The 19755-nt window shown below is 70.5% G+C and carries 21 protein-coding genes and 3 pseudogenes; 9 read left to right on the forward strand and 15 right to left on the reverse strand.

Translation table 11 applies throughout. The features are described from left to right. From add to BJF83_RS30680, 3 genes are all read right to left on the reverse strand, one after another. Window positions 1-1446: adenosine deaminase (gene add, locus BJF83_RS27060; protein WP_158070419.1), on the reverse strand; the 1446-nt coding region annotated here is incomplete at its 3' end. Between the two features lie 142 nt (window positions 1447-1588). Further along, on the reverse strand, window positions 1589-1933 hold the full coding sequence (locus tag BJF83_RS30675) for a hypothetical protein (RefSeq protein ID WP_316042330.1): 345 nt from the start codon (window positions 1931-1933) through the stop codon (window positions 1589-1591). Continuing rightward, a complete protein-coding gene (locus tag BJF83_RS30680; RefSeq protein ID WP_316042331.1) occupies window positions 1930-2541 on the reverse strand; it encodes an alpha/beta fold hydrolase in 612 nt (203 codons plus the stop codon). Before BJF83_RS30680 ends, BJF83_RS30675 begins: the two co-directional genes overlap by 4 nt. 124 nt (window positions 2542-2665) lie before the next feature. Here BJF83_RS30680 and BJF83_RS20915 point away from each other — a divergent pair, with 124 nt between their 5' ends. After that, window positions 2666-3070 carry a TIGR03618 family F420-dependent PPOX class oxidoreductase gene (locus BJF83_RS20915; RefSeq protein WP_262391729.1) on the forward strand — a complete coding sequence of 135 codons (405 nt, stop codon included), beginning with the start codon at window positions 2666-2668 and terminating at the stop codon, window positions 3068-3070. A gap of 33 nt (window positions 3071-3103) precedes the next feature. Here BJF83_RS20915 and BJF83_RS31275 read toward each other — a convergent pair whose 3' ends face one another. From BJF83_RS31275 to BJF83_RS20935, 5 genes and pseudogenes are all read right to left on the reverse strand, one after another. Next, window positions 3104-3571, reverse strand: coding sequence for an MBL fold metallo-hydrolase (locus BJF83_RS31275; protein WP_394329369.1), 468 nt, complete (start codon window positions 3569-3571; stop codon window positions 3104-3106). 103 nt (window positions 3572-3674) lie between these two features. Then, window positions 3675-4043: pseudogene (locus BJF83_RS31280) on the reverse strand (MBL fold metallo-hydrolase); the annotation flags it as partial. Window positions 4044-4123: 80 nt separating this feature from the next. Next, a pseudogene (locus BJF83_RS20925) lies at window positions 4124-4827 on the reverse strand (ArsR/SmtB family transcription factor). 57 nt (window positions 4828-4884) lie between these two features. Then, window positions 4885-5661: a putative protein N(5)-glutamine methyltransferase gene (locus BJF83_RS20930; RefSeq protein ID WP_075927648.1), complete on the reverse strand. Its 777-nt coding sequence runs from the start codon at window positions 5659-5661 to the stop codon at window positions 4885-4887. A 249-nt stretch (window positions 5662-5910) separates the two neighbouring features. Beyond that, entirely contained in the window at window positions 5911-6534 is a 624-nt protein-coding gene (locus BJF83_RS20935; RefSeq protein ID WP_075927649.1) for a TetR/AcrR family transcriptional regulator, read from the reverse strand. 157 nt (window positions 6535-6691) lie between these two features. Between BJF83_RS20935 and BJF83_RS20940 the strand changes: the two genes are divergently transcribed. From BJF83_RS20940 to BJF83_RS20955, 4 genes are all read left to right on the forward strand, one after another. Then, the gene (locus tag BJF83_RS20940; protein ID WP_075927650.1) at window positions 6692-7237 is read left to right on the forward strand and encodes a dihydrofolate reductase family protein; all 546 of its coding nucleotides are present in this window, start codon (window positions 6692-6694) and stop codon (window positions 7235-7237) included. 158 nt (window positions 7238-7395) lie between these two features. Beyond that, the gene (locus tag BJF83_RS20945) at window positions 7396-7623 is read left to right on the forward strand and encodes a hypothetical protein (RefSeq protein ID WP_075927651.1); all 228 of its coding nucleotides are present in this window, start codon (window positions 7396-7398) and stop codon (window positions 7621-7623) included. Between the two features lie 896 nt (window positions 7624-8519). Beyond that, on the forward strand, window positions 8520-8909 hold the full coding sequence (locus tag BJF83_RS20950; protein WP_143832019.1) for a hypothetical protein: 390 nt from the start codon (window positions 8520-8522) through the stop codon (window positions 8907-8909). A gap of 75 nt (window positions 8910-8984) precedes the next feature. Continuing rightward, a complete protein-coding gene (locus tag BJF83_RS20955) occupies window positions 8985-9551 on the forward strand; it encodes a transposase (protein WP_262391731.1) in 567 nt (188 codons plus the stop codon). A 75-nt stretch (window positions 9552-9626) separates the two neighbouring features. On the opposite strand, the gene BJF83_RS20960 is transcribed toward BJF83_RS20955, so the two are convergent. After that, window positions 9627-10271: a dihydrofolate reductase family protein gene (locus BJF83_RS20960; protein ID WP_075927654.1), complete on the reverse strand. Its 645-nt coding sequence runs from the start codon at window positions 10269-10271 to the stop codon at window positions 9627-9629. A gap of 194 nt (window positions 10272-10465) precedes the next feature. On the opposite strand from BJF83_RS20960, the gene BJF83_RS20965 reads away from it, so the two are divergent. Both BJF83_RS20965 and BJF83_RS20970 read left to right on the forward strand, forming a co-directional pair. Beyond that, window positions 10466-10834 carry a YciI family protein gene (locus BJF83_RS20965; RefSeq protein ID WP_075927655.1) on the forward strand — a complete coding sequence of 123 codons (369 nt, stop codon included), beginning with the start codon at window positions 10466-10468 and terminating at the stop codon, window positions 10832-10834. Continuing rightward, complete coding sequence (locus BJF83_RS20970) at window positions 10831-12081, forward strand: RNA polymerase sigma factor (protein WP_075927656.1); 1251 nt, start codon at window positions 10831-10833, stop codon at window positions 12079-12081. Before BJF83_RS20965 ends, BJF83_RS20970 begins: the two co-directional genes overlap by 4 nt. 458 nt (window positions 12082-12539) lie before the next feature. On the opposite strand, the gene BJF83_RS20980 is transcribed toward BJF83_RS20970, so the two are convergent. From BJF83_RS20980 to BJF83_RS20995, 4 genes and pseudogenes are all read right to left on the reverse strand, one after another. Further along, on the reverse strand, window positions 12540-13496 hold the full coding sequence (locus BJF83_RS20980) for a LysR family transcriptional regulator (RefSeq protein ID WP_075927658.1): 957 nt from the start codon (window positions 13494-13496) through the stop codon (window positions 12540-12542). A gap of 38 nt (window positions 13497-13534) precedes the next feature. Next, window positions 13535-14230, reverse strand: a complete 696-nt coding sequence (locus BJF83_RS20985; protein ID WP_075927659.1) for a type 1 glutamine amidotransferase domain-containing protein — start codon at window positions 14228-14230, stop codon at window positions 13535-13537. 252 nt (window positions 14231-14482) lie between these two features. Next, a pseudogene (locus BJF83_RS20990) lies at window positions 14483-15162 on the reverse strand (Mut7-C RNAse domain-containing protein). Between the two features lie 238 nt (window positions 15163-15400). Beyond that, the gene (locus BJF83_RS20995; RefSeq protein ID WP_316042332.1) at window positions 15401-16138 is read right to left on the reverse strand and encodes an MOSC domain-containing protein; all 738 of its coding nucleotides are present in this window, start codon (window positions 16136-16138) and stop codon (window positions 15401-15403) included. A gap of 160 nt (window positions 16139-16298) precedes the next feature. Here BJF83_RS20995 and BJF83_RS21000 point away from each other — a divergent pair, with 160 nt between their 5' ends. Then, on the forward strand, window positions 16299-17273 hold the full coding sequence (locus tag BJF83_RS21000; RefSeq protein WP_262391730.1) for a hypothetical protein: 975 nt from the start codon (window positions 16299-16301) through the stop codon (window positions 17271-17273). A 115-nt stretch (window positions 17274-17388) separates the two neighbouring features. Here the strand turns inward: BJF83_RS21000 and BJF83_RS21005 are convergent, their stop codons facing one another. Next, window positions 17389-17505 (reverse strand): methionine/alanine import family NSS transporter small subunit, encoded by a 117-nt coding sequence (locus BJF83_RS21005; RefSeq protein WP_083678637.1) that lies wholly within the window; start codon window positions 17503-17505, stop codon window positions 17389-17391. Then, a complete protein-coding gene (locus BJF83_RS21010) occupies window positions 17505-19049 on the reverse strand; it encodes a sodium-dependent transporter (protein ID WP_075927661.1) in 1545 nt (514 codons plus the stop codon). Before BJF83_RS21010 ends, BJF83_RS21005 begins: the two co-directional genes overlap by 1 nt. A gap of 610 nt (window positions 19050-19659) precedes the next feature. Between BJF83_RS21010 and BJF83_RS29805 the strand changes: the two genes are divergently transcribed. Further along, on the forward strand, window positions 19660-19755 hold a 96-nt coding region (locus BJF83_RS29805; RefSeq protein ID WP_262391732.1), incomplete at its 3' end, for an HIT domain-containing protein.

Here is a 19755-nt window from a genome sequence, read left to right on the forward strand (position 1 = left end):
TGGTCGTCTGGTGCGTGGGATCGCCGTGGGCGGGTGAGAGTTCTGGCGGGGTGTTCGTGTCCTTGGTCTCGGTGGGGGGTTGTGGCTGGTGGGGCTTGTGTGGTGAGGGTTCGTTGACAGGACGTTAGGCGACCGGCGGGGCGGGGCCGGTCTGAGGAGGCGGCGGCGCGGTCGTGGTTGGCACGCGGACGATGTGCGGGCACAGGGAGCGTGGCTGAGCCGACTGGGGTGGCGTGGAGGTGGTGCGCGGGTCGCGGGGGGCACTGGGTGTCGAACGAGGGGTGGCGGGTGTTCCCGGACTGGGATCGGGCGCGGCCCGGGGCGCCGGCGCGGTTCACGTTGGCGTTGGACGGGCGGGTGGTGGCCTACACGGGGGAGCACGGCCAGTCGGTGAGTTGGGTGGAGTAGGCGTGGGCGGTGGTGGGCCCCGTGCCGGGTGCGGGGCCCGCGTGTGTCAGGGGGCGGGGTGGGCGTCGAGTTCGGCGATGAGGGCGTCGCGCCGTTGGGTGGGCAGGAAGGCGGCGGTGAAGGAGTTGCGGGCGAGTTGGCGCAGTTGTCGCGGGGTGAGGCCGAGGTGGAGGCGTAGGCCCTCGAAGTTGTCGTGGACGTGGCGCCGAAGTAGGCGGGGTCGTCGGAGTTGACGGTGACGAGGAGGCCGGCGTCCATGAGGGCGGGCAGGGGGTGGTCGGCCAGGGTGTCGACGGCGCGCAGGCGCACGTTGGAGAAGGGGCACACGGTCAGGGGGGTTTGGGTGGCGGCCAGGTGCGCGACGAGGTCGGGGTCGTCCAGGCAGCGGATGCCGTGGTCGATGCGTTCGGCTTTGAGGAGGTTGAGGGCCTGCCAGATGTAGGAGGCGGGGCCTTCCTCGCCGGCGTGGGCGACGCAGCGGAGTCCGAGGTCGCGGGCGGCGTCGAAGATGTGGGTGAATTTCTCGGGCGGGTGGCCGACTTCGGCGGAGTCGAGGCCGACTGCGGTGATGTGGTGCAGGTGGGGGCGGGCCTGTTGGAGGGTGTCGAGGGCTTCGGTGGCGGGGCGGTCGCGTAGGAAGCACATGATGAGGGCGGTGCTGATGCCGTGGCGTTGCAGGCTGGTGTCCAGGGCGGCGGTCAGGCCGTTGATGACGGTGTCGAGGGCGATGCCTCGGGTGGTGTGGGCTTGGGGGGTCGAAGAAGATCTCGGCGTGGCGGACGCTTGGGCGGCGGCGCGGGTGAGGTAGGCCTCGGCCAGGTCGGTGAAGTCCTGTTGGGTGCGAAGGACGTCGGTGAGGGAGTAGTAGAGGTCGAGGAAGGATTGGAGGTCGGTGAAGGAGTAGGCGGCGTGTAGGTCGTCGATGGTGGGGTGGGGCAGGGTGGTGCCGTTGCGTTCGGCCAGGGCGAAGGCGAGTTCGGGTTCCAGGGTGCCTTCGATGTGGACGTGTAGTTCGGCTTTGGGCAGGGGTGTGGGCACGGGGTGGTCTTTCGTGGTGTGCGGTTTGGTCGGTGTGGTCATTGTGGCTGATCTGTGGGGGTGGGGGCGCCGGTCGGTCGTGCCCGCGTCGGTCGAGACGGTCTGAGCGAGGCCCCGGCCGAACGTGCGGCGGCGCGGGCGGTCAGGCGGGGGCGAGGCGGTCGGTGGCGGCGCGGGCGGCCTGGAGCATGGTGGGTTCGCCCGTGGCGCGGCCGGCGGTGTGCCCGGCTCCGGACAGGATGGTCAGGTCGGCGGTGGTCCAGTGTCGGGCGAGGTTGACGGCGGTGTCGGCGGGGCCGCTGATGTCGAGGCGGCCGTGGACCATGGCGCCGGGGATGCCCTGGAGGATGTGGGCGCCGTCGAGCAGGCAGTCGTCGGGCAGGAAGGCGGCGTTGCTCCAGTAGTGGGTGACCAGGCGGGCGAAGGTCATGCGGAAGTCGGGTTCCTGGTAGCGGGGGTTGGGGCGGGCCCCGGCGACGGTGCTCACGTGGGTGTCCTCCCATCGGCACCAGGCCCGGGCGGCGGCCTCACGTACGCGCGGGTCGGGGTCGGCCAGGAGGCGGGCGTAGGCGGTGGCCAGGTCGTGGGGGTCGGCGTCGGGCCCGGCGGCCGGCGGAAGCGGTCCCATTCCTCGGGGAAGACGCGGCCCATGTCGTGGGTGATCCAGTGGACCTCGGCGGCGGTGGTGGTGGTCACGGCGACCAGGACGAGGCCGTGGACGCGGGCGGGGTGGGTCTGGGCGTAGGCCAGGGCGAGGGTGGACCCCCAGGAGGCGCCCAGGACGAGCCAGGTGGCGATGCCCAGGTGGGTGCGCAGGGCTTCGATGTCGGCGACGAGGTGGTGGGTGGTGTTGGTGGTCAGGTCAGTGGTGGGGTCGTGGGCGGGCGGGGTGCTGCGGCCGGAGCCGCGTTGGTCCAGGAGGATGACGCGGTAGCGGGTGGTGTCGAAGAACTCGGTCCAGCCGGGGTGGCAGCCGGATCCGGGGCCGCCGTGCAGGACCAGGGCGGGGGTGCCGCGGGGGTTGCCGTGGGCCTGCCAGTAGAGGTGGTGGCCTTGGCCGACGTCGAGCATGCCGTCGGCGTGCGGTGCGGTCATGGTGCTCCTCGTGGTGGGGTGGGTCGAGCTTAGGGCGTGTGCTGCGGCACCCGCCCCGGGGGCTCGGGGGCGGGTGGTGTTGGGATGCTGGGGGTTGGGACATCGCTGTGGGAGGGAGTGCGCCGTGAACGAGCCGACCGTGGCCGCTGAGGAGTTCGCCGAGTTCTGGAGGGAGCGCCGGTTGTGCATGTTGGCCAGTGCGCGTCCGGACGGCAGTATCCACCTGGTGCCGGTGGGGGTGACCTATGACGCTGAGCGGCGTCTGGCGCGGGTGATCTGCGACGGGGGGAGTTACAAGGCGCGCAACCTGGCCGCGCACCCGGGGGCGCGGGTGTCGGTGAGTCAGGTGCAGGGGCGCCGGTGGTCGACGTTGGAGGGTGCGGCGCGGGTGAGCCGGGATCCGGAGGCGGTGGCCGAGGCGGTGCGGCGCTACGCCGAGCGGTACCGCAGGCCGCGGGAGAACCCGGAACGGGTGGTGATCGAGATCGCGGTGGACCGGATGTTGGGCAACGTGCGTCCGGGCGGGTGAGCCGGCGGGCGGCCGGGGTCGAGGGTGTGCTGGTCAGGGGTCGTGCCTGGTGGGTCGGGGTGGGACGGGGATGCGTTCGAGGTCGCGGGCGAGCACGATGGCGCCGTCGAACTCCTGTGCGGCCTGAGCGACGAAGTGGGGTTCGTCGGTGTGGTCGTAGCGTTCGGACAGGTGGGTCAGGACCAGGGTGCGGACCTGAGCTTGGGCGGCGATGCGTGCGGCCTGGCGGGCGGTGAGGTGTTGGTAGGCCTGGGCGAGGTGGGTTTGGGCGTCGAGGAAGGTGGCCTCGATGACGAGCATGTCGGCGCCGCGGGCGAGTTCGACGGCGTTGGGGCATACGCCGGTGTCCATGACGAAGGCGAAGACCTGGCCGGGGCGGGGCCGTGCGCAGTCGGCGAGGGTGACGGTGCGTCCGTCGTCGGTGGTGACGGCGCCCTCGCGCAGGAGTACGGAGATCTGGGGGCCGTGGACGCCGTGGGTGCGGAGCCGGTCGGGGAGCATGCGCCAGCCGTCGGGCTCGGCGATGCGGTAGCCCTGGCAGGGGATGGAGTGGTCGAGAGGCAGGGTGGTGATGCGCAGGTCGTTGTCGCCGGGGACGTCGCTGGCCTGTGGGGTGAGGGGTTGGCCGATGATGACGCCGGTGTCGTGGAAGACGCAGGCGTGGCGTAGGCGACGCCAGTAGGGTTCGCCTCGGCGGGGTAGGCGACGCGGACGGGGTGGGGGACGCGGTCGCGGGCCAGGCGTGGATGATGCCGGGCAGGCCGAGGCAGTGGTCGCCGTGGAAGTGGGTGACGCACACGCGGGTGATGTCGGTGGCGGCGAGTTTGGCCAGGCGCATCTGGCGTTGGGTGCCTTCTCCCGGGTCGAGGAGGATGCCGTGGCCGTCCCAGCGCAGGAAGTAGCCGTTGTGGTTGCGGTTGCGGGTGGGGACGGCGCTGGAGGTGCCCAGGACCACGAGTTCGCGAACGGACATGGGTTGATCCTGCCACTGGTGGGGTGGTGCGGGCACGGAGTGGTGGGGTGTGTCAGGCGGGGTGGCGGGGCGGGTTCGGGTCAGCGCAGGGTGTGTGGGTCGATGTCGAGCAGTTCGGCCAGGGCGCGTTCACCCTGGGGGGTCAGGCGCAGGGCGCGGGCGGTGCCCACCGGCTCGCACCAGTGGGCGGTCAGGGCGTGGCGGCACAGGGCCGCTCCGGCGACGCCGGCCAGGTGGGGGCGGCGTTCGGTCCAGTCCAGGCAGGAGCGGGCCAGGGGGCGGCGGGTGGTGCGGTGCAGGGTGATGCCCTGGTCGTCGAACCAGTCCAGGCCGGTGTCGGTGAGCGCGAAGCCGGTGTCCTGGCGCAGGAGGCCCTGGCGGGTGAGCGCGTCGGTGACGCTCACGCAGGCGTCCGGCCAGGTGGTCGTAGCAGGTGCGGGCGCGGGCCAGGGCGTGGGAGGCGCGGTGGGCGCGCAGGGTACTGGGGGATGGCGGGTCGGCGGGGGTGGTGTGGGCGGTGAGGGCTTCGATGAGGTGGGCGGTGTGGGGGTCGGCGATGCGGACGTAGCGGTGGCGGCCCTGGCGCTCCTGGGTCAGGAGGCTCCCTGGACCAGGCGGGTCAGGTGCTCGCTGATGGTGGGGGCGGACACGTGGGTGTGGCGGGCGAGTTCGGTGGCGGTCCAGGCGCGCCCGTCGAGGAGGGCCAGGCAGATCCTGGCGCGGGTGGGGTCGGCCAGGAGGTTGGCCAGTGCGGCCAGACGGGCGCGTCGTCGGGTGCGGTCATGGTTTCAGGATGGGGGATGTTCGGTGCGGACGGGTCGGCGTCGCGCGGTGGTGGGCGTCAGCGGTGGCCGACCAGGACGGTGGCGTCGGTGCGGGGGCAGGTGAGGACCTGGGGGGTGAGCCCGCCGCGGGTGAAGGCGGCGCTGGCTTGGGGGAGCTGGTGGTCGTTGACCTCGATGAGCAGGTGGCCGGTGGGGGCGAGCCAGTGGTGGGCGTCGGCGGCGACGCGGCGGGCCAGGTCGAGTCCGTCGGGGCCGCCGTCCAGGGCGCGGCGGGCCTCGTGGTCGCGGGCTTCGGGTGGCAGGAGGGCTATCTGGTCGGTGGGGACGTAGGGGACGTTGGCGACCAGGACGTCGATGTGTCCGCGTAGGTGGTGGGGCAGGGCGGTGAACAGGTCGCCGTGGTGGACGTGGTGTCCGGGCAGGTTGCGTCGGGCGCAGGCGACGCTGGCGGGGTCGATGTCGGCGGCGTGCAGGGTCAGGCCGGGGTGGGTGCGGGCCAGGTGGGCGCCCAGGGCGCCGGTGCCGCAGCACAGGTCGACTGCGGTGCCGTGGGGTGGGAGCAGGGTGGCGGCGTGACGGGCCAGGTGTTCGGTGCGTGGGCGGGGGACGAACACGCCCGGGTCGACGGCGATGCGCATGCCGCAGAAGCGGGCCCAGCCCAGGACGTGTTCGAGGGGGATTCCGGCGCAGCGTCGGTCGGTCATGGACGCGAGTTGGTCGGGGGTGTGCGCCGTGGTGGCGAGCAGGTGGGCTTCGTCCTCGGCGAAGACGCAGCCGGCGGCGCGCAGGCGGTGGGTCAGGGACGACGGGGTGAGGGTGTGGGGCGAGGCCACGGGTGCCTTTCGGTCCGGGTGGGTCGCCCGTGGTCAGGGGGTCGTGGTCGGTTCGATCCCCGGTGAGGGCGCCCAGCGGTTGACTGCGAGGATCGCTGCTCACCTCCTTGGTCGTCGTTGTGGGTGTCACGGTACAGCACGGGGTGGTGGGTGACGGGTTCGGGCCGGGGGCGCTGTGGCCGGGCGACACGCCCTCCGGCGTCGGGCTGGGGGCGTGGTGGCGCGGGTTTGGCGTCCTGTGGCTGAAGGTTAGGTGCCCGTGGTCCCCTGGTCCGCGGGTTCGTGCTGTGGTCGTGTGGGGGTGAGTGCACGCAGGGCGTGGGTGATGAGGGTGGTGAGGTAGCTGGAGTCGGGCATGCCGAGGTGGAAGACGAGCCGGTGGTAGAGGGGTCCGTACAGCAGGTCCAGTGCTACGTCCAGGTCGGCGTCCGGGTCGAGTAGGCCTTGTCGTTGTGCTCGGCGCATCCGTTCCTTGAATTGGGCGATACGCGGTTCTATGAGGCGTTCGCGCAGGTCGTGGGCGAGTTCGGGGTCGTGTAGTGCCTCGGAGATCACTCCGGCGGCTGGCGAGGTGTGCGGCGGGTCGAGGATGCCGATGGCCTCGGTCAGCTGGGTGTGCAGGTCGGCGGCCAGGTCGCCGGTGTCGGGGGGGTCCGCGGTGGTGGTCGCGATCTCGTCGAGGAGTTCCAGGACGATAGCGCCCTTGGAGGGCCACCACCGGTAGATGGTCTTCTTGCTCACTCCCGCGCGGGCGGCGATCGCCTCGATGGTGAGTCGCCCGTAGCCGATCTCGCCGCACAGTTCCTGGGCGGCGGTCAGTGTTGCTCGGCGGCTGCTCTGGCTGCGGCGAGCCGCGTTGGGTTGCTTGACCATGGCCCCAGTCTAGGGGAAACGGAACGTATCGTGTTGACAAGGACGATCGTCCCCTGGCACTCTGATTGCGACACGATACGTGTCGTTTAATTTGGACTGGTTCGCGGCGCGGACAAGATCGGGCCGCGAGCCGGACACGGCGAAGGGAACACTGGACATGAGTGAGATCCGCAAGCTGAAGGCTGAGCTGTTCATCTCCCTGGACGGGGTCGTGGAGGCGCCGGAGACCTGGCACTTCCCGTACATGGACCAGGAGATGGGCGAGGCGGTGGGCCAGATGTACACCGAGGCCGACACACTGCTGATGGGACGGGTGACCTACGAGGCGTTCGTCGGGTTCTGGCCGCACGAGAGCGGCGAGATGGCCGACGCCATCAACGGCGTGCGCAAACTCGTCGTCTCGCGGAGCATGACCTCGGTCGACTGGAACAACGCGGCCCTGGTCGAGGGCGACGTCGTCGACGCGGTCAAGGCGCTCAAGCAGGAGCCCGGCGGCACGATCGCCCTCACGGGCAGCATCGGCCTCATCCGAACCCTCCTGGGGGCCGGTCTGCTGGACGAGTTGCGTCTGCTGCTCCACCCGCTCGTGGTCGGCAAGGGGCAGCACCTGTTCCCCGAGGGCACCGCCCCCGCGTCCCTGAAGCTCACCCGGTCGGCCGCCTTCGGATCGGGTGTGCTCGACCTGACCTACCAGCCCGCCTGACCCGCTCCACCGCGCGAGCGCGATCCCGGTGGCGGCCACGCAGCAGGCGGAGCCGCCACCGGGCACACGTGCGTGGGTCCAGGAACCGACCCCACACCCGCCACCTGGACGCGCCGACATCCCGCACCCTCCTCAGTGAGCGGGCAACCGTCCGACCGGTGGCGCATCCGGCTCCCGCGGCCGAGGACGCCGACGCGGCGGCGGGGCTCTTTCCCGGGATCGCCGACCACCTGTGGCGCGGTCCCGGCCACCACCGTGCGACGATCCACGCGACCCTGGCCGAGTGGTCTTCGGATGCTCTGGGGTGGCTGGTCGCGTTCCTGGTTGAGGCCGCCGCGCAGCACGGTGTCCAAGGCCCACTGGTGCTCACAGCTCGCGTCCTGTGACGCAGCTCGGCGGACCGCGGGGCGGGCTCCCACGCGAAGGGGTGGCCCCCTGTTGGTTCGTGGGACTCCTGCGTTGGAGGGGGCGGATCTGCCGGCCAGCGTAGAGGCATCCGTGGTTCGCCCCCGCCTGGGCTGAGGTTCTCGGTGTGTGAACGGCTCCGACACGAAGGTCACAGCTGCACCGCCGAATCCAGTCATCCTCCCCAACCCCCGCGTCGGTCGGGGCGCGGGCGGGGCCAGTACAGCCAAGGCTGTATCTGACGCGTTTTCGCGGGTCAGACTGGATGGCCGAATAACGTTGCGGTTCCGGGGCGGGGCCGTGTGGAGGGGCGGGGGCCCCTCTGGGCCTGACCCCCGGGAAGGTCCACTTATCGGAGGTCAGAATGGAGCCCTCTGGCTTTGGTTTCCGTTGGCGGTCGTTGTAATACGTTATAGTAAAACGTTTCCAACGCAACGAAACAACGGAATTGTGACGGCCATGTGCGGGCGCTGAGCAGCAGGGGCGGTGTCGGTCCGTGCCTCGGTGGTGGACCTGGTGAATGTCGCGCTGGAGGAACTCGTCCGCGCGGGCTTGGAACTGCCGGGGTTTCCACGCTGGACCGGATGGCGGGCTCCATCAAGGCGCGGGTGGAGGGGGAAATCTGTGCCGGGATCGCCGAGCGAGTGGGCTCGGCCCGGCCTCGTCTGGCCGGGCTGCTGGTGGTGCCGGGCGGTGAGCGTCGCAGTCCGTTCGACGTGATGAAAGAGCCCGGGCGACGTGGTCCAGGTATCGCCAGCACGGCGACCGTGTCGACCTCGTCGATGGTTTCGGCGATGCGGGGAGGTGGGTCAAGGGCGTTGCGTCGACCAAGGTCAGCGCGTTCGCGGAACAGGCCGCGGTGCTGTCGGTCGGCGAGATGCTGGATATCTCCGAGCCGCGACGGACCGCGCTGCTTGCGTGCGCGGTGGCGAAAGCCAGGGCGCGGGTGCGCGATGAGTTCGTGGTGATGCTGTCCAAGCGGATGGCCCGGCACGCCAAGCGAGCCCAGGAGGAGCTGACGAGTCTGGAACAGCGGCACAAGGCATCGACCGAGCAGCTCCTGGTGGCCTATAAGGACGTGCTCACGGTGCTCAGGGAGCACATCGTCGACGAGCGCGCCGGTCAGAGCGGTCATCAGGGGAGCCTGGGCGGTGTCTTGGCGGTGAAGCGCATCCACGAGGTGGTGGAGGGCAGCGGCGGCTTCGATGCCCAGCTCGCGGAGATCGAGGCCTTGGCGGCGTGTCGAGGCGGGAACTGCAGGACCTGACGTTCCACCGCCCCGACCCCGCGGTGCGCTACCGACACATCGACCAGCTGTTCTCCACCGAACCCCCGCACGGCGATCGACTGGGACCTTCTGCGCCGCCACTGGCCCGACCTCATGCAGGTCGCGCTCTCGGTCAAACAGGGCACCGTCTCCTCGGTGACGCTGCTCCGCAGGCTGAACAACCGGTCGAGAAAGAACCAGATCTACCAGCCATTCCGGGAAGTCGGGCGTGCTGTGCGTACAGCCGTGCTCCTTCGCTACTTGTCCGACCCCACACTGCGTGAGCAGATCCAGCGGGCGACGAACAAGGCCGAGGCATACAACGGGTTCACCAAGTGGCTCCACTTCGGCAACGCCGGCTGGCTGAACAGCCGCGACCCGGAACTGCAGGACAGGGCAGTGAAGTTCCTCGACCTTGTCGCCGCAAGCGTGATCTTCTCGACCACCATCGACATGACCAAAACCCTGCGTCAGATGGCCCGCGAGCTGGACCCTCCGTGCGAGCGATCTGGCGGTGCTCAGCCCCTACCGGCGCGAGAACGTGCTCCGCTTCGGCGACTACACCACCGACGGACTCCACATACCCCCACCCGCCTACAACCCGGCCCTGCACGCCACCACCGAATGGCCGTGACGTTGTAACCATCGCTCGACGGCCCGCCTCAAGGCAGCCCCCGGGAGGCAAAACAGCCGGCCGGGGTCAGCCTTGAGGTCCGGTCACTTTCGCCAGAACAGGTGGTGCGTCACCCCGCTCGGGCTGGGAACGACCTCCAGGTGGAACCGGTCGAGCAGCTCATCGGGGGACTCCCAGAGTCGTACTCCGGACCCGAGCTTCACTGGCGAGACCGCCACGTGCAGGGTGTCGACGAGGTCGGCGTCGAGGAACTGCCGGATGGTGGTAGCCCCGCCGCCGAGTCGGACGTCCTTGCCCTGCGCCGCCTCCCGGGCCTGTTCGAGGACCATGGCAGGGTCGCCGTCGACGAAGTGGAACGTGGTGTCGGAGAGCGTGAACGAAGGACGCTTGTAGTGGGTCATGACGAATACCGGCATGCGGAACGGGGGCTCGTCACCCCACCAGCCGCGCCACTCGTGGTTGTGCCAGGGCCCGCGCTGGGGACCGAACTTGTTCCGGCCCATGATTTCGGCGCCGATGTTGTGGGCGTAGCCCCGCGTGAGGTAGTCGTCGAGCCCCCGGCTGCCCCCGGGGTCGGTGCGCATGGGCCAACTCGCAGTGGCGCCGGCCCAGGCGAACAGCCTCTCGGGATCGACATGGCCGAATGGTCTTTCGAGGGTCTGGTCCGCACCGGCACCGATTCCGTCACTCGAGACGTTGAAGTTCTGGACTCTCAGTAGCTGAGCCACGTGTTCCTCCTGCGATAGCGTTGGTGAGACTTGGATCGTCACCGTACGGTCGGAGCCGATCGACGGATCTTGACCCGTACCGGCAGAATCATCTGATCTGCTGAACCCGCCGCCGGCATGTCAAGAGCGGTCGGCCCGCGACGACCACCCGATGACGGGGCCCGACCGGGCGCCGCGACGGTGAGGAGTTGGACATGAAGTTCCTGCTGATCATGCACGTCAATCCGGCCATCATGGAGGAGCTGACCGAGGCCGAGCGCCAGGAGATCATGGAAGGCCATGGCGAGTTCATGAAGACGCTCCGCGAGTCCGGCGAGATGATCAGCACCGAGGCGCTGGCCGACCCGTCCCAGAGCTCGGTGGTCCGCGTCCGCGACGGTGTGCCGGTCGTCACCGATGGTCCCTACCTGGAGGCCAAGGAGTTCCTGGGCGGCTACTACCTGGTCGACGTCGCGAGCAGGGACCGCGCGCTGGAGCTGGCCGCGATGATCCCGGACGCCCGATTCAACGGCCTGGGCATCGAGATCCGCCAGGTGATCTTCTCCGCAGGCCCGACTGCGTGAGCGCCGACCGCGCCACCATCGAGGGCCTGCTGCGCGCGCTGGCGCCGCAGGCCCTCGGCGCGCTGGTGCGCCGGTACGGGCAGTTCGAGCTGAGTGAGGACGCCGTGCAGGAGGCGCTGCTCGCCGCCGCGACGCGCTGGCCGGCCGAGGGCGTCCCAGACAACCCGCGCGGCTGGCTGATCACGGTCGCCGGTCGTCGCCTGGTCGACCAGATTCGCAGCGAACAGGCCCGGCGCCGACGCGAGGACGAGATGGCCGCCCGGGAGCCGGATCCGATGTCGCCTGGCCCCGGCGAGGACCCCCGGGCCGACCGGGATGACACGCTCACTCTGCTGTTCCTGTGCTGCCACCCGGTGCTGAGCCCGGCCTCGCAGATCGCGCTGACGCTGCGCGCGGTTGGCGGCCTGACCACTGCGGAGATCGCACGCGCCTACTTCGTGCCGGAACCGACCATGGCGGCCCGGATCAGCCGGGCCAAACAGCGGATCAAGGCCACCGGCAGCGAGTTCACCTTGCCGGTCGGGCAGGATCGGGTGGAGCGAGTGCGGGTCGTGCTGCACGTGCTGTACGTGATCTTCAACGAGGGCTACACCGCCAGCTCCGGAGACCGGCTGCGGCGCGACGACCTGGCCGCCGAGGCGATCCGACTGACCCGCCTGCTGCACCGGCTGCTGCCGGACGACGGCGCGGTAGCCGGCCTGCTGGCCCTGATGCTGCTCACCGACGCCCGCCGGGCCGCCCGCACCGGCCCGCACGGCGAGCTGATTGCGCTCGACGAGCAGGACCGCTCGCGTTGGGACCGCGGTCGCATCGCTGAGGGCGTCGCGCTGGTCACTGACGCTATGACCCGCTCGACACTCGGCCCCTACCAGTTGCAGGCCGCCATCGCCGCGCTGCACGACGAGGCGCCCAGCACCGGCGAGACCGACTGGCGACAGATCAACACGCTGTACAAGATCCTGGAGCGGCTCTCGCCGAACCCGATGGCCAGCCTGAACCGGGCGGTGGCGGTCGCCATGATCGACGGCCCGCGGGCCGGCCTGGCCCTGCTGGACGAGCTGGCCGCGGACGACCGGATCACCGACCACCACCGGCTGCACGCGGTCCGCGCACACCTGCTGGAGATGGCCGGCGACCATCCGGCAGCCCGGGAGCACTACCACCGCGCCGCCCGCGGCACCACCAGCCTGGCCGAGCGCCGCTACCTGGAAACCCGCGCCGCCCGACTGGTGCCACGTCCCGCTTGACCCCGATCGGTGGACGGGCGAGCAACCATCCCCTGTCGTTCCGCCGCCCTCCATTTGCCAGCTTGGTCATCACTTTGTGTATTCACTGGCCGAGGGATGTGTCCCAAACAACAGGCCCGAGGTCTTTGGAGGAGATACCAGATCCGTGACGGGCGGCGCTGAGCCCGGCCGCTGACGCGGGGGCGGAGCCGCAAGGTTGCGCTGCCGCGCCGGTGTCCAGCCGCGAGTCCAGGTCCAGGTTGACCCCGCCGTAAGGGCGCACGTGAGTCCAGAACAGCGGCGTCAGGCCGCGCCGGTCGGCTGGGGTGAGCTTGTCGGCCCTGTTGCGACCATGCCGCCAGATCAGCATGCCGCCAGACCAGCTGTCTCGACTGGCCGCTGAACCGTCAGAGGCCTTCGATGAACGTGGCGTTGGACAGTCCGGCGCGGGCCAGGACCCTGTGGGAGGCGCTGCCGGTTCACTCGCTGGGGTCGCAGGTGTGCGGGCCGGGTGTGAGCAGGTGGTCGCGGACCCGGTTCACGTAGGTGTTGTAGGGGATGCCGGGGCGTTGTGCCAGGTAGGAGGTGTTGATGGGCGGGTCGTCGGTCTCGTGGAGCACAACGAGCGCTCCGGTGGCGAGGGCGTCGGCGCACAGGTAGGTGGGCAGCACGCTGAAGCCCGCGCCCGCCTTGACGGCGGACAGCACGCCGCGCAGGTCGGGGATGGTGAGCGTGGCGCGGCAGGCCAGGCGTCGGCCGAAGACGTGGCGCCAGTAGCGGCGCACGATGGGCAGGTCCTCGGCGTAGGAGACCAGAGGCACCTCGTGCAGGACGGAGGGGCCCTCGGCGGCCAGGCGGTCGCGGACGCGGTCGGCCCATACGGGTGCGGCGACCAGCGCGAACTCCTCGTCGGCCAGGGGCTCCGACAGCAGGTTGCGGCCGCGGGGCCGGGTGGTGGAGATGACCAGGTCGTAGCGGCCGGCGCGCAGTTCGTCGAGCAGGGAGTCGGCCAGTCCCGTGGTCACGCGCAGGTGGAGTCCGTCGGCGATGAGGGGGGCCAGGAAGGGCAGCACGCACGTGGACAGGTACTCGGCGGGCCCGGCCAGGTGGACGGGGACGGTGGGCGTCAGGTGTTCGGGGTCGTGTCCGGTGGCGGCGGCGAGTGCGTCCAGGGGCCCGGACACGCTGGCTGCCAGGTCGTGGGCGACCGGGGTGGGGGTGGCGCCGCGCGGCAGGCGTTCGAACAGGTCCCGTCCGGTGGTGCGTTCCAGGTTGCGGATCTGGGTGGTCACGGTGGGTTGGGACAGGCCCAGGAGCCCGGCGGCCGCGGTGAAGGACCCGGACCGGTACACGGCCAGGAAGGTGCGCAGGAGGTTGAGGTCCGGCTGCACCGCCAGCAGCGGTGCGGCCGGATCGTCGCCGTCCTTGTGTCCCATACCTGTGGATTCTACGGATGCGGGTGGGTGGTTGGCCCTCAGCGCAGGAGCGTGAGGAGTTGGGCGGCCGCCAGTCCCGAGGAGGCGGGGTTTTGTCCGGTGACCAGGGTGCGGTCGGTGACGACGTTGGGCGCCCAGGGCTCGCCGGTCTGGACGGTCAGGCCCGCGTCGGTGAGGCGGTCCTGGAGCAGCCAGGGGGCCTTGTCGGCGAATCCGACCTGGGCCTCCTCGGTGTTGGTGAAGGCGGCGACCCGGTAGCCGTCGAAGGCGTTGGCGCCGTCGGGGCGGGTGGCGGCCAGGAGTGCGGCGGGGCCGTGGCAGACCACTCCCAGGGGTGTGCCGTGGTCAAGCGCGCGGATGAGCAGGGCGCCGGAGTCGGTGTCGACGGCCAGGTCCTCCATGGGGCCGTGGCCGCCGGGGTAGAAGACGGCGTCGAAGTCGGTGGGGTCGACGTCGGCCAGTTCGCGCGGATGGTGGAGTTCGGTGATGGCGGCGAGGGCGTCGCGGACGGCGTCGGCGCCGTCCTGGCCGCCGTTGGACTCGGGGGTGAGGCTGACCTGGTCGACGGTGGGCACGACACCGCCGGGGGTGGCGACGGTGACCCGGTGCCCGGCCGCGGTGAACGTCTGGTAGGGGGTGACGACCTCCTCGGCCCAGAAGCCGGTGGGGTGCGCGGTGCCGTCGGTGAGTGTCCAGTGGTCGGCGCCGGTGATCACGAAGAGGATGTTCGCCATGGTGGTGCTCCTGTTGGTTGTGGACCGTGGTGTGACGATGTCGAACCTAGGCGATGAACCTGTCATTGGACCAATGGAAACGCGCATACGTGTCATTGGTTTCTCTATGGTGGGCGTGGTGGGCCGACGGAGGTGGGGACGCCTGGGGTGATCGTCGGTGCGGGCGGGCCCCGCTGGAATCGCGTCGGCGCCGTCCCGCGCTGGGGCGAGCGCTGTCTGGCGGGCGGAATCGGTGGGCGCCCGGGGGTGGGATCAGTCCGTGGTCGAGAGGCTGGGGTGTGCGGCGAGGGTGGCGTGTGCGTCGCGGATGATCTGGGCGAGGTGTTGGTGGTGGGCGCGCGCCAGTACACGTGGGAGCAGGCGGTGCAGCGGGCGAAGGTGTCGTAGGTGGCGCGGGTTCGGCGGGGAGGGTGTGGGCGACTTCGTCCTTGACGACCGGGGTCAGGGGGCCGTTGCAGTCCAGGCATCGGGTCCAGGGGTCCAGGGGTGGGGCGAAGCGTTCCAGGACGTAGGTGAGCTGCTCGTCGGGTTGGTCGTGGTGAACGTGGGCGCAGCGCGCAGGGCCTTGCGGCACAGGAGTTCGCGGTCTCGGGTGAGCAGGACGCGGTGTTGGTGGTTGGCCTGGTGGACGAGTGCGGGGTCGTCGCGGTCGTTGTGGTAGTCGGTGTCCAGTCCGAGGAGGCGTAGGCGGCGGGCGAGGGTGCCCAGGTGGACGTCGAGGAGGAAGCGGGGCGGTGGGTGGCGTCGACGGGGTGGCCGTCAGCGTACAGGGGGCCGGTCTCGGTGCGGGGGATGCCCAGGGATTCCACGACGTGGCCGAGGGTGGAGGTGCCGTCGTGGTCGGTGTGGAGGGGGGTGGTGTTCCGGTGGCGCGGGGGGAGGAAGAACCGGAGTTCGGGCGCGATGCGCAGTGTCACGGTGGCCTGTCCCATGCCTTCAGGATGGCACGGGGGTGTCTTGCGGCGTGGGTTCGTGGTGCTCTGGTGTCGTTCGGGATGGTGCTGTGGGGTGGGCCCGGGCGGGGCGTGGTCGGTTCGGTGGAGTCGGGGTGTCCGGCGGTGAGGGGGCGGCCCTGGGTTTGCGGTCCTGTGGTGCGAAGGATCGTCGTGAGGGCTGCCCCCGGGTGTGTGCCGGGTGCTGACGTTGACACCGGGTGCGGGGTGGTGGCGCTCAGACGCGTTGGAGTGGCAGGTGAGGTCCTTGGGGCGGGTGGACGGTGATGTCCATGCCGGGTTCCACGGTGCCGCTGGTCAGGACGGTGCCCATGATTCCGGCGCGGCGGGTGATGGTGCCGTCGTCCTGGCGGCGGACCGTGTGCGCGAGCAGGCCGCGGGAGAACCCGTCGATCTGGACGCAGGGGTTGCGCAGTCCTGTGACGCGGATTCGGGCGTGGGGTCCCAGGCCTAGGACGGTTCCGGTGCTCAGGGACAGCAGGTCCAGGCTGCGGGTGGTGACGTTCTCGCCCAGTTGGCCGGGTTGGACGTGGTGGCCGTGGGCGGCGAATTCGTCGAGGAGTTCGGCGGAGATGAGGTGGATCTGGCGCAGGTTGGGTCGAGTGGGGTCCTGGGCGAGGCGGGAGCGGTGTTTGACGGTGGTGCCCTGGTGGGCGTCGCCCTGGACGCGAGTCCGGCTAGCAGTCGGATGCTGGAGCGGGCGGGTTTGCTGAAGGTGTGGGTGGGGCTGGCGCTGACCGAGGTGACGGTGGGGTGCATGTTTGCCTCTCGGTGTGGGGGGCGGGGGCGTGCCGTGGGCACGGCTGGTCGTTCGGGGACGCGGGCGTCGGGTGGGGGCGCTTGGTGGGTGAGGGTGACGCGGTGCGACGGTGGCTGCCCCGGGCTTTGGTGGAGTGGTGGCCGGGGGTCGCTGGTGGGCGACGATCCGGTGTGCGCGTTTGGCCCGTGAGGGCATCCTGCTCGGTCCTTTGACCTGGGGAGAATTCTCGTGTCTCCGGCGGTGCTTGCGCCGGGATCGCGGTCTCCTGTTCTAGGTTCGTGCAGAACGGACCCGGCGGCCGTGTCCGCCGCACGATGGGAGGACCATGATGCGACGTCGGCTGAGGACACGCGGTGTGTTGCCGACCGCCGTGGCGCTGAGCGTCCTGGCACTCACCGCGGGCGGCGTCGACGCCTCCGCCGGCGCCTCGTCGACCGGACGGAGCCAGATCAGGGCGCCACGCGAGTTCAGCGGCATCACGTGGCTCGCCACGGCCGAGGCTGGAGACGGCGAGGAGCCACAGCAGATCTTCCTGGTCTGTCACGACGCGAGGGACGACTACGCCGAGCGCGACCTCCCACGCCTGTCGATCGTGCGGACCCCCGTCGACACCGACGGGATCATCGTCGAGGAGCTCGACGTGGCGTTCCCGAGTGTGCCCAATGACCTGGAGAGCATCGCTCGGGTGCCCGGTCGTGACGAGGCCCTGCTGGTGGAGAGCAACGCCGACGGCACCGACCCCGATCCCACCATCTATCTCGCCAGGTGGGACGAGGACCTCGATATCGAGATCGCGGGCGCGGTGCCGTGGCCCAGGACGCCCGAACCGCTCGTGAACGTTGAGGCGACGGCCGTGACGACGGTTCGCGGACGGGACTACTTCGTGTACGCCGAGCGGGCGCAGGGAAGCGACACGACCAGGATCAACATGACCCGCCTGTGGATCGGGCGCGGCGGTGGGATCGAGTTCGGCAGGAGGTGGGTGTCGGTGTCCTTCACGGCGCCCGAACCGCCGGACGCGCGCCCCGCCTCGGGGATGGACATCGACAGCCGGGGCAACGTCTACGTCTCCTCCGCCTTCGATCCCGGTGACCTCGGTCCCTTCGACAGCGCGGTCTACCGTGCCGCGGTGGTCCGCCCGGGCGGACCCATCGGCGCCCGGCTGCGTCCGGTGCGACCGCCGGAGGAGCTCGCGCGTAGTTCGGGGCTCAAGGTCGAGGGCGTCGCGTTGGTCGACGGGGCCCTCCCGATGTTCATCAGTGACGACGACGAGGACTACGGCGGTCTGCTCCGCCAGTTGCGGGTGACGCGCCCGGGCGGCGGCACCTGAGTCCTCACCTGTGTCGATCGGTCGCGCCGTCCTCCGTGAGCGGGGGGCGGCGCGTCGGTTCGGGGGGCGGGGCGCCTGATGGCTTCAGCCCGCCCCCGCCCGCCCCGGGGGCGGGCTACTCGTGGTGTTCGGGTTCCTCGGGGTTGCGGCGCAGGTTGACGATGGCCGCGGCCAGGCCGCCCCAGAGTAGGACGATGGAGACGACCATCATGACGATGGCACCGGTGGACATCACTGGTCCCCTTCCGTGGTGGGGTCGCGGTCGGCGCGCGCGTCCTGGGCGGCGAGTTCGTCGGCGCGCTTCCACGGAACGAGCGAGATGACCACGCCGATGACGATGGCGCCGACGGCCACGCCCCAGCCCGCGCTGAGCAGGAACGGGGTGGGGTACTCGCCGTAGTTGGCGTCCAGTTCGGTGCGCAGGCTGTCCCACATCATGTAGCCCAGCAGGGCGGGGGTGATGATGCCCAGGGTCAGGCGCCACCACAGGCCCAGTCGCAGGGAGGACACCGCGTTGGCGTGGGCCTGGAACAGCGGTAGCTTCCGGGCGATCCAGGCGACGGTGATGATGAGGACGAGCCCGGCCAGGGCGATGCCGTACTGGTTGATGAAGTGGTCGGCCACGTCGAGGAAGAACAGGCCCTCGTGGGTGGGGAAGAGCAGGATCGAGGCCAGGGCGGTGGCGCCGCCGACGGTCAGGACGGTCGGCAGGCGGCCCATGCCGGTGCGTTCGTGTACGGCCGACACGATGACCTGGACGATGCTCAGCAGGGAGCTGATTCCGGCGATCACGAGGGAGCCGAAGAACAGCACGCCGAAGAGGCTGGCGCCGAAGGGCAGGCTGGAGATGATCTGGGGGAAGGCGACGAAGGCCAGGCCCAGGCCTGAGGTGGCGACCTGGTCGACGCTGGTGCCCGCCGCGGTGGCCATGAAGCCCAGTGCGGCGAAGACGCCGATGCCGGCCAGCAGTTCGAAGGAGCTGTTGGCGAAGCCCGCCACGAGGGCGGAGCCGGTCAGGTCGGACTTGCGTCGCAGGTAGGAGGCGTAGGTGACCATGATGCCGAACCCGATGGACAGGGAGAAGAAGATCTGTCCGTAGGCGGCGATCCAGACGCTGCCCTCCCTCATGGCGGCCCAGTCGGGGGTGAACAGGGCGTTGAGGCCCTGGGTGGCGCCGTCGAGGGTGAGGGCCTGCACGACCATGACGAGGAAGAGGACCAGCAGCAGGGGGATGAAGATCCGGTTGGCCTTTTCCACGCCGTTGCGGATGCCCAGGGCCAGGACGCCAAGGACGACGACCCAGACGGCGATCAGGGGCCAGACGACTGCGGAGACGTAGCCGGAGACCATGCCGGGGGCCTGCGCGGTCTGGAGGAAGGTGCCGAAGAAGAAGCCGTCGGGGTCCTCGCCCCACTGCTGCCCGAAGGAGAAGAAGGTGTAGCGGATCGCCCAGGCGATGATGACCGCGTAGTAGACGGCGATCACGAAGCAGATCGCGACCTGCCACCAGCCGATCGCTTCGGCGGGGCGCAGGAGGCGCCGGTAGGACAGGGGTGCGGAGGAGCGGTACCGGTGTCCGATGGCGTATTCGAGGATGAGCAGGGGGATGCCGGCGGTGAGGAGGGCGACGAGGTAGGGCACCAGGAAGGCGCCGCCGCCGTTCTCGTAGGCGACGTAGGGGAATCGCCAGATGTTGCCGAGGCCGATGGCGGATCCGATCGCCGCCATCAGGAAGCCCGCGCGCGTCCCCCACTGTTCGCGCGTCTGTTGGACCATGTTCAGGTCTCCTCAATCATCATGCTGTTCGCGATCGGCACGCTAGCAGGATTTGGGCGGTTTGGCATCGTGTGGGGGCTGCTGGGCGACGTGGTGTCAAGTCGAGGCGGGCTCGGGGTGTGGGATCGTCCAGCTCTGGTGGGTGGTGATCGTGGCTTGCCGGGCGTCTTCGGTGGTGCTGTCGGGGGTTGTGCGGTGCGGGCGGTGAGCGGGCGTTGGTCGCCGGGGTGGTGTTCCTGGTTGCTCACGGGGTCGACCGTAGTCGAGGCGGGTGTGGGGATGGTGGGGACGTGCCGGTGGGAAGGAGGGGTGGTGGCGCGGGGTGGGGCGTGTGAGGGTGGGTCGAGCGCCGACGAGGAGGTCCGTGTGAGCGACTGCGTGTTCTGCCTGATCCGGGACGGAGGGGCTCCGGTGAGTCTGGTGCACTCCGACGAGTTGGTGCTGGCGTTCATGGACCTGAATCCGGTGACGCCCGGCCACGTTTTGGTGGTGCGCGCGAGACGTGGTGGGGTTGGGGGATGTCGACGCGGGGTGCGCGCGCGGATGTGGAGCACGGCGCGCGGGTGGGGCGGCGTTGCGGGGCGGGGTGGTGCGGTGTGAGGCGTGAATCGTGTTCCTGGCCGACGGTGAGGCCGCCGGGCAGGAGGTCTTCCACGCCCATCTGCACGTGTTCCCGCGGTTCGCGGGGGACGGGTTCTCCGTGCGG

The sequence above is a fragment of the Nocardiopsis sp. CNR-923 genome (assembly GCF_001942255.1).
GTDB lineage: Bacteria > Actinomycetota > Actinomycetes > Streptosporangiales > Streptosporangiaceae > Nocardiopsis.

Bases quoted from the DNA above. Each gene is read 5' to 3' on its own strand.
- BJF83_RS30680 (WP_316042331.1), bottom strand. From the start codon at position 2,541: ATGACCGCACCGCACGCCGACGGCATGCTCGACGTCGGCCAAGGCCAC.
- BJF83_RS31275 (WP_394329369.1), bottom strand. From the start codon at position 3,571: ATGCTCCCCGACCGGCTCCGCACCCACGGCGTCCACGGCCCCCAGATC.
- BJF83_RS20935 (WP_075927649.1), bottom strand. From the start codon at position 6,534: ATGGTCAAGCAACCCAACGCGGCTCGCCGCAGCCAGAGCAGCCGCCGA.
- BJF83_RS20940 (WP_075927650.1), top strand. From the start codon at position 6,692: ATGAGTGAGATCCGCAAGCTGAAGGCTGAGCTGTTCATCTCCCTGGAC.
- BJF83_RS20950 (WP_143832019.1), top strand. From the start codon at position 8,520: ATGCTGGATATCTCCGAGCCGCGACGGACCGCGCTGCTTGCGTGCGCG.
- BJF83_RS20965 (WP_075927655.1), top strand. From the start codon at position 10,466: ATGAAGTTCCTGCTGATCATGCACGTCAATCCGGCCATCATGGAGGAG.
- BJF83_RS20980 (WP_075927658.1), bottom strand. From the start codon at position 13,496: ATGGGACACAAGGACGGCGACGATCCGGCCGCACCGCTGCTGGCGGTG.
- BJF83_RS20985 (WP_075927659.1), bottom strand. From the start codon at position 14,230: ATGGCGAACATCCTCTTCGTGATCACCGGCGCCGACCACTGGACACTC.
- BJF83_RS20995 (WP_316042332.1), bottom strand. From the start codon at position 16,138: ATGCCCTCACGGGCCAAACGCGCACACCGGATCGTCGCCCACCAGCGA.
- BJF83_RS21005 (WP_083678637.1), bottom strand. From the start codon at position 17,505: ATGTCCACCGGTGCCATCGTCATGATGGTCGTCTCCATCGTCCTACTC.
- BJF83_RS21010 (WP_075927661.1), bottom strand. From the start codon at position 19,049: ATGGTCCAACAGACGCGCGAACAGTGGGGGACGCGCGCGGGCTTCCTG.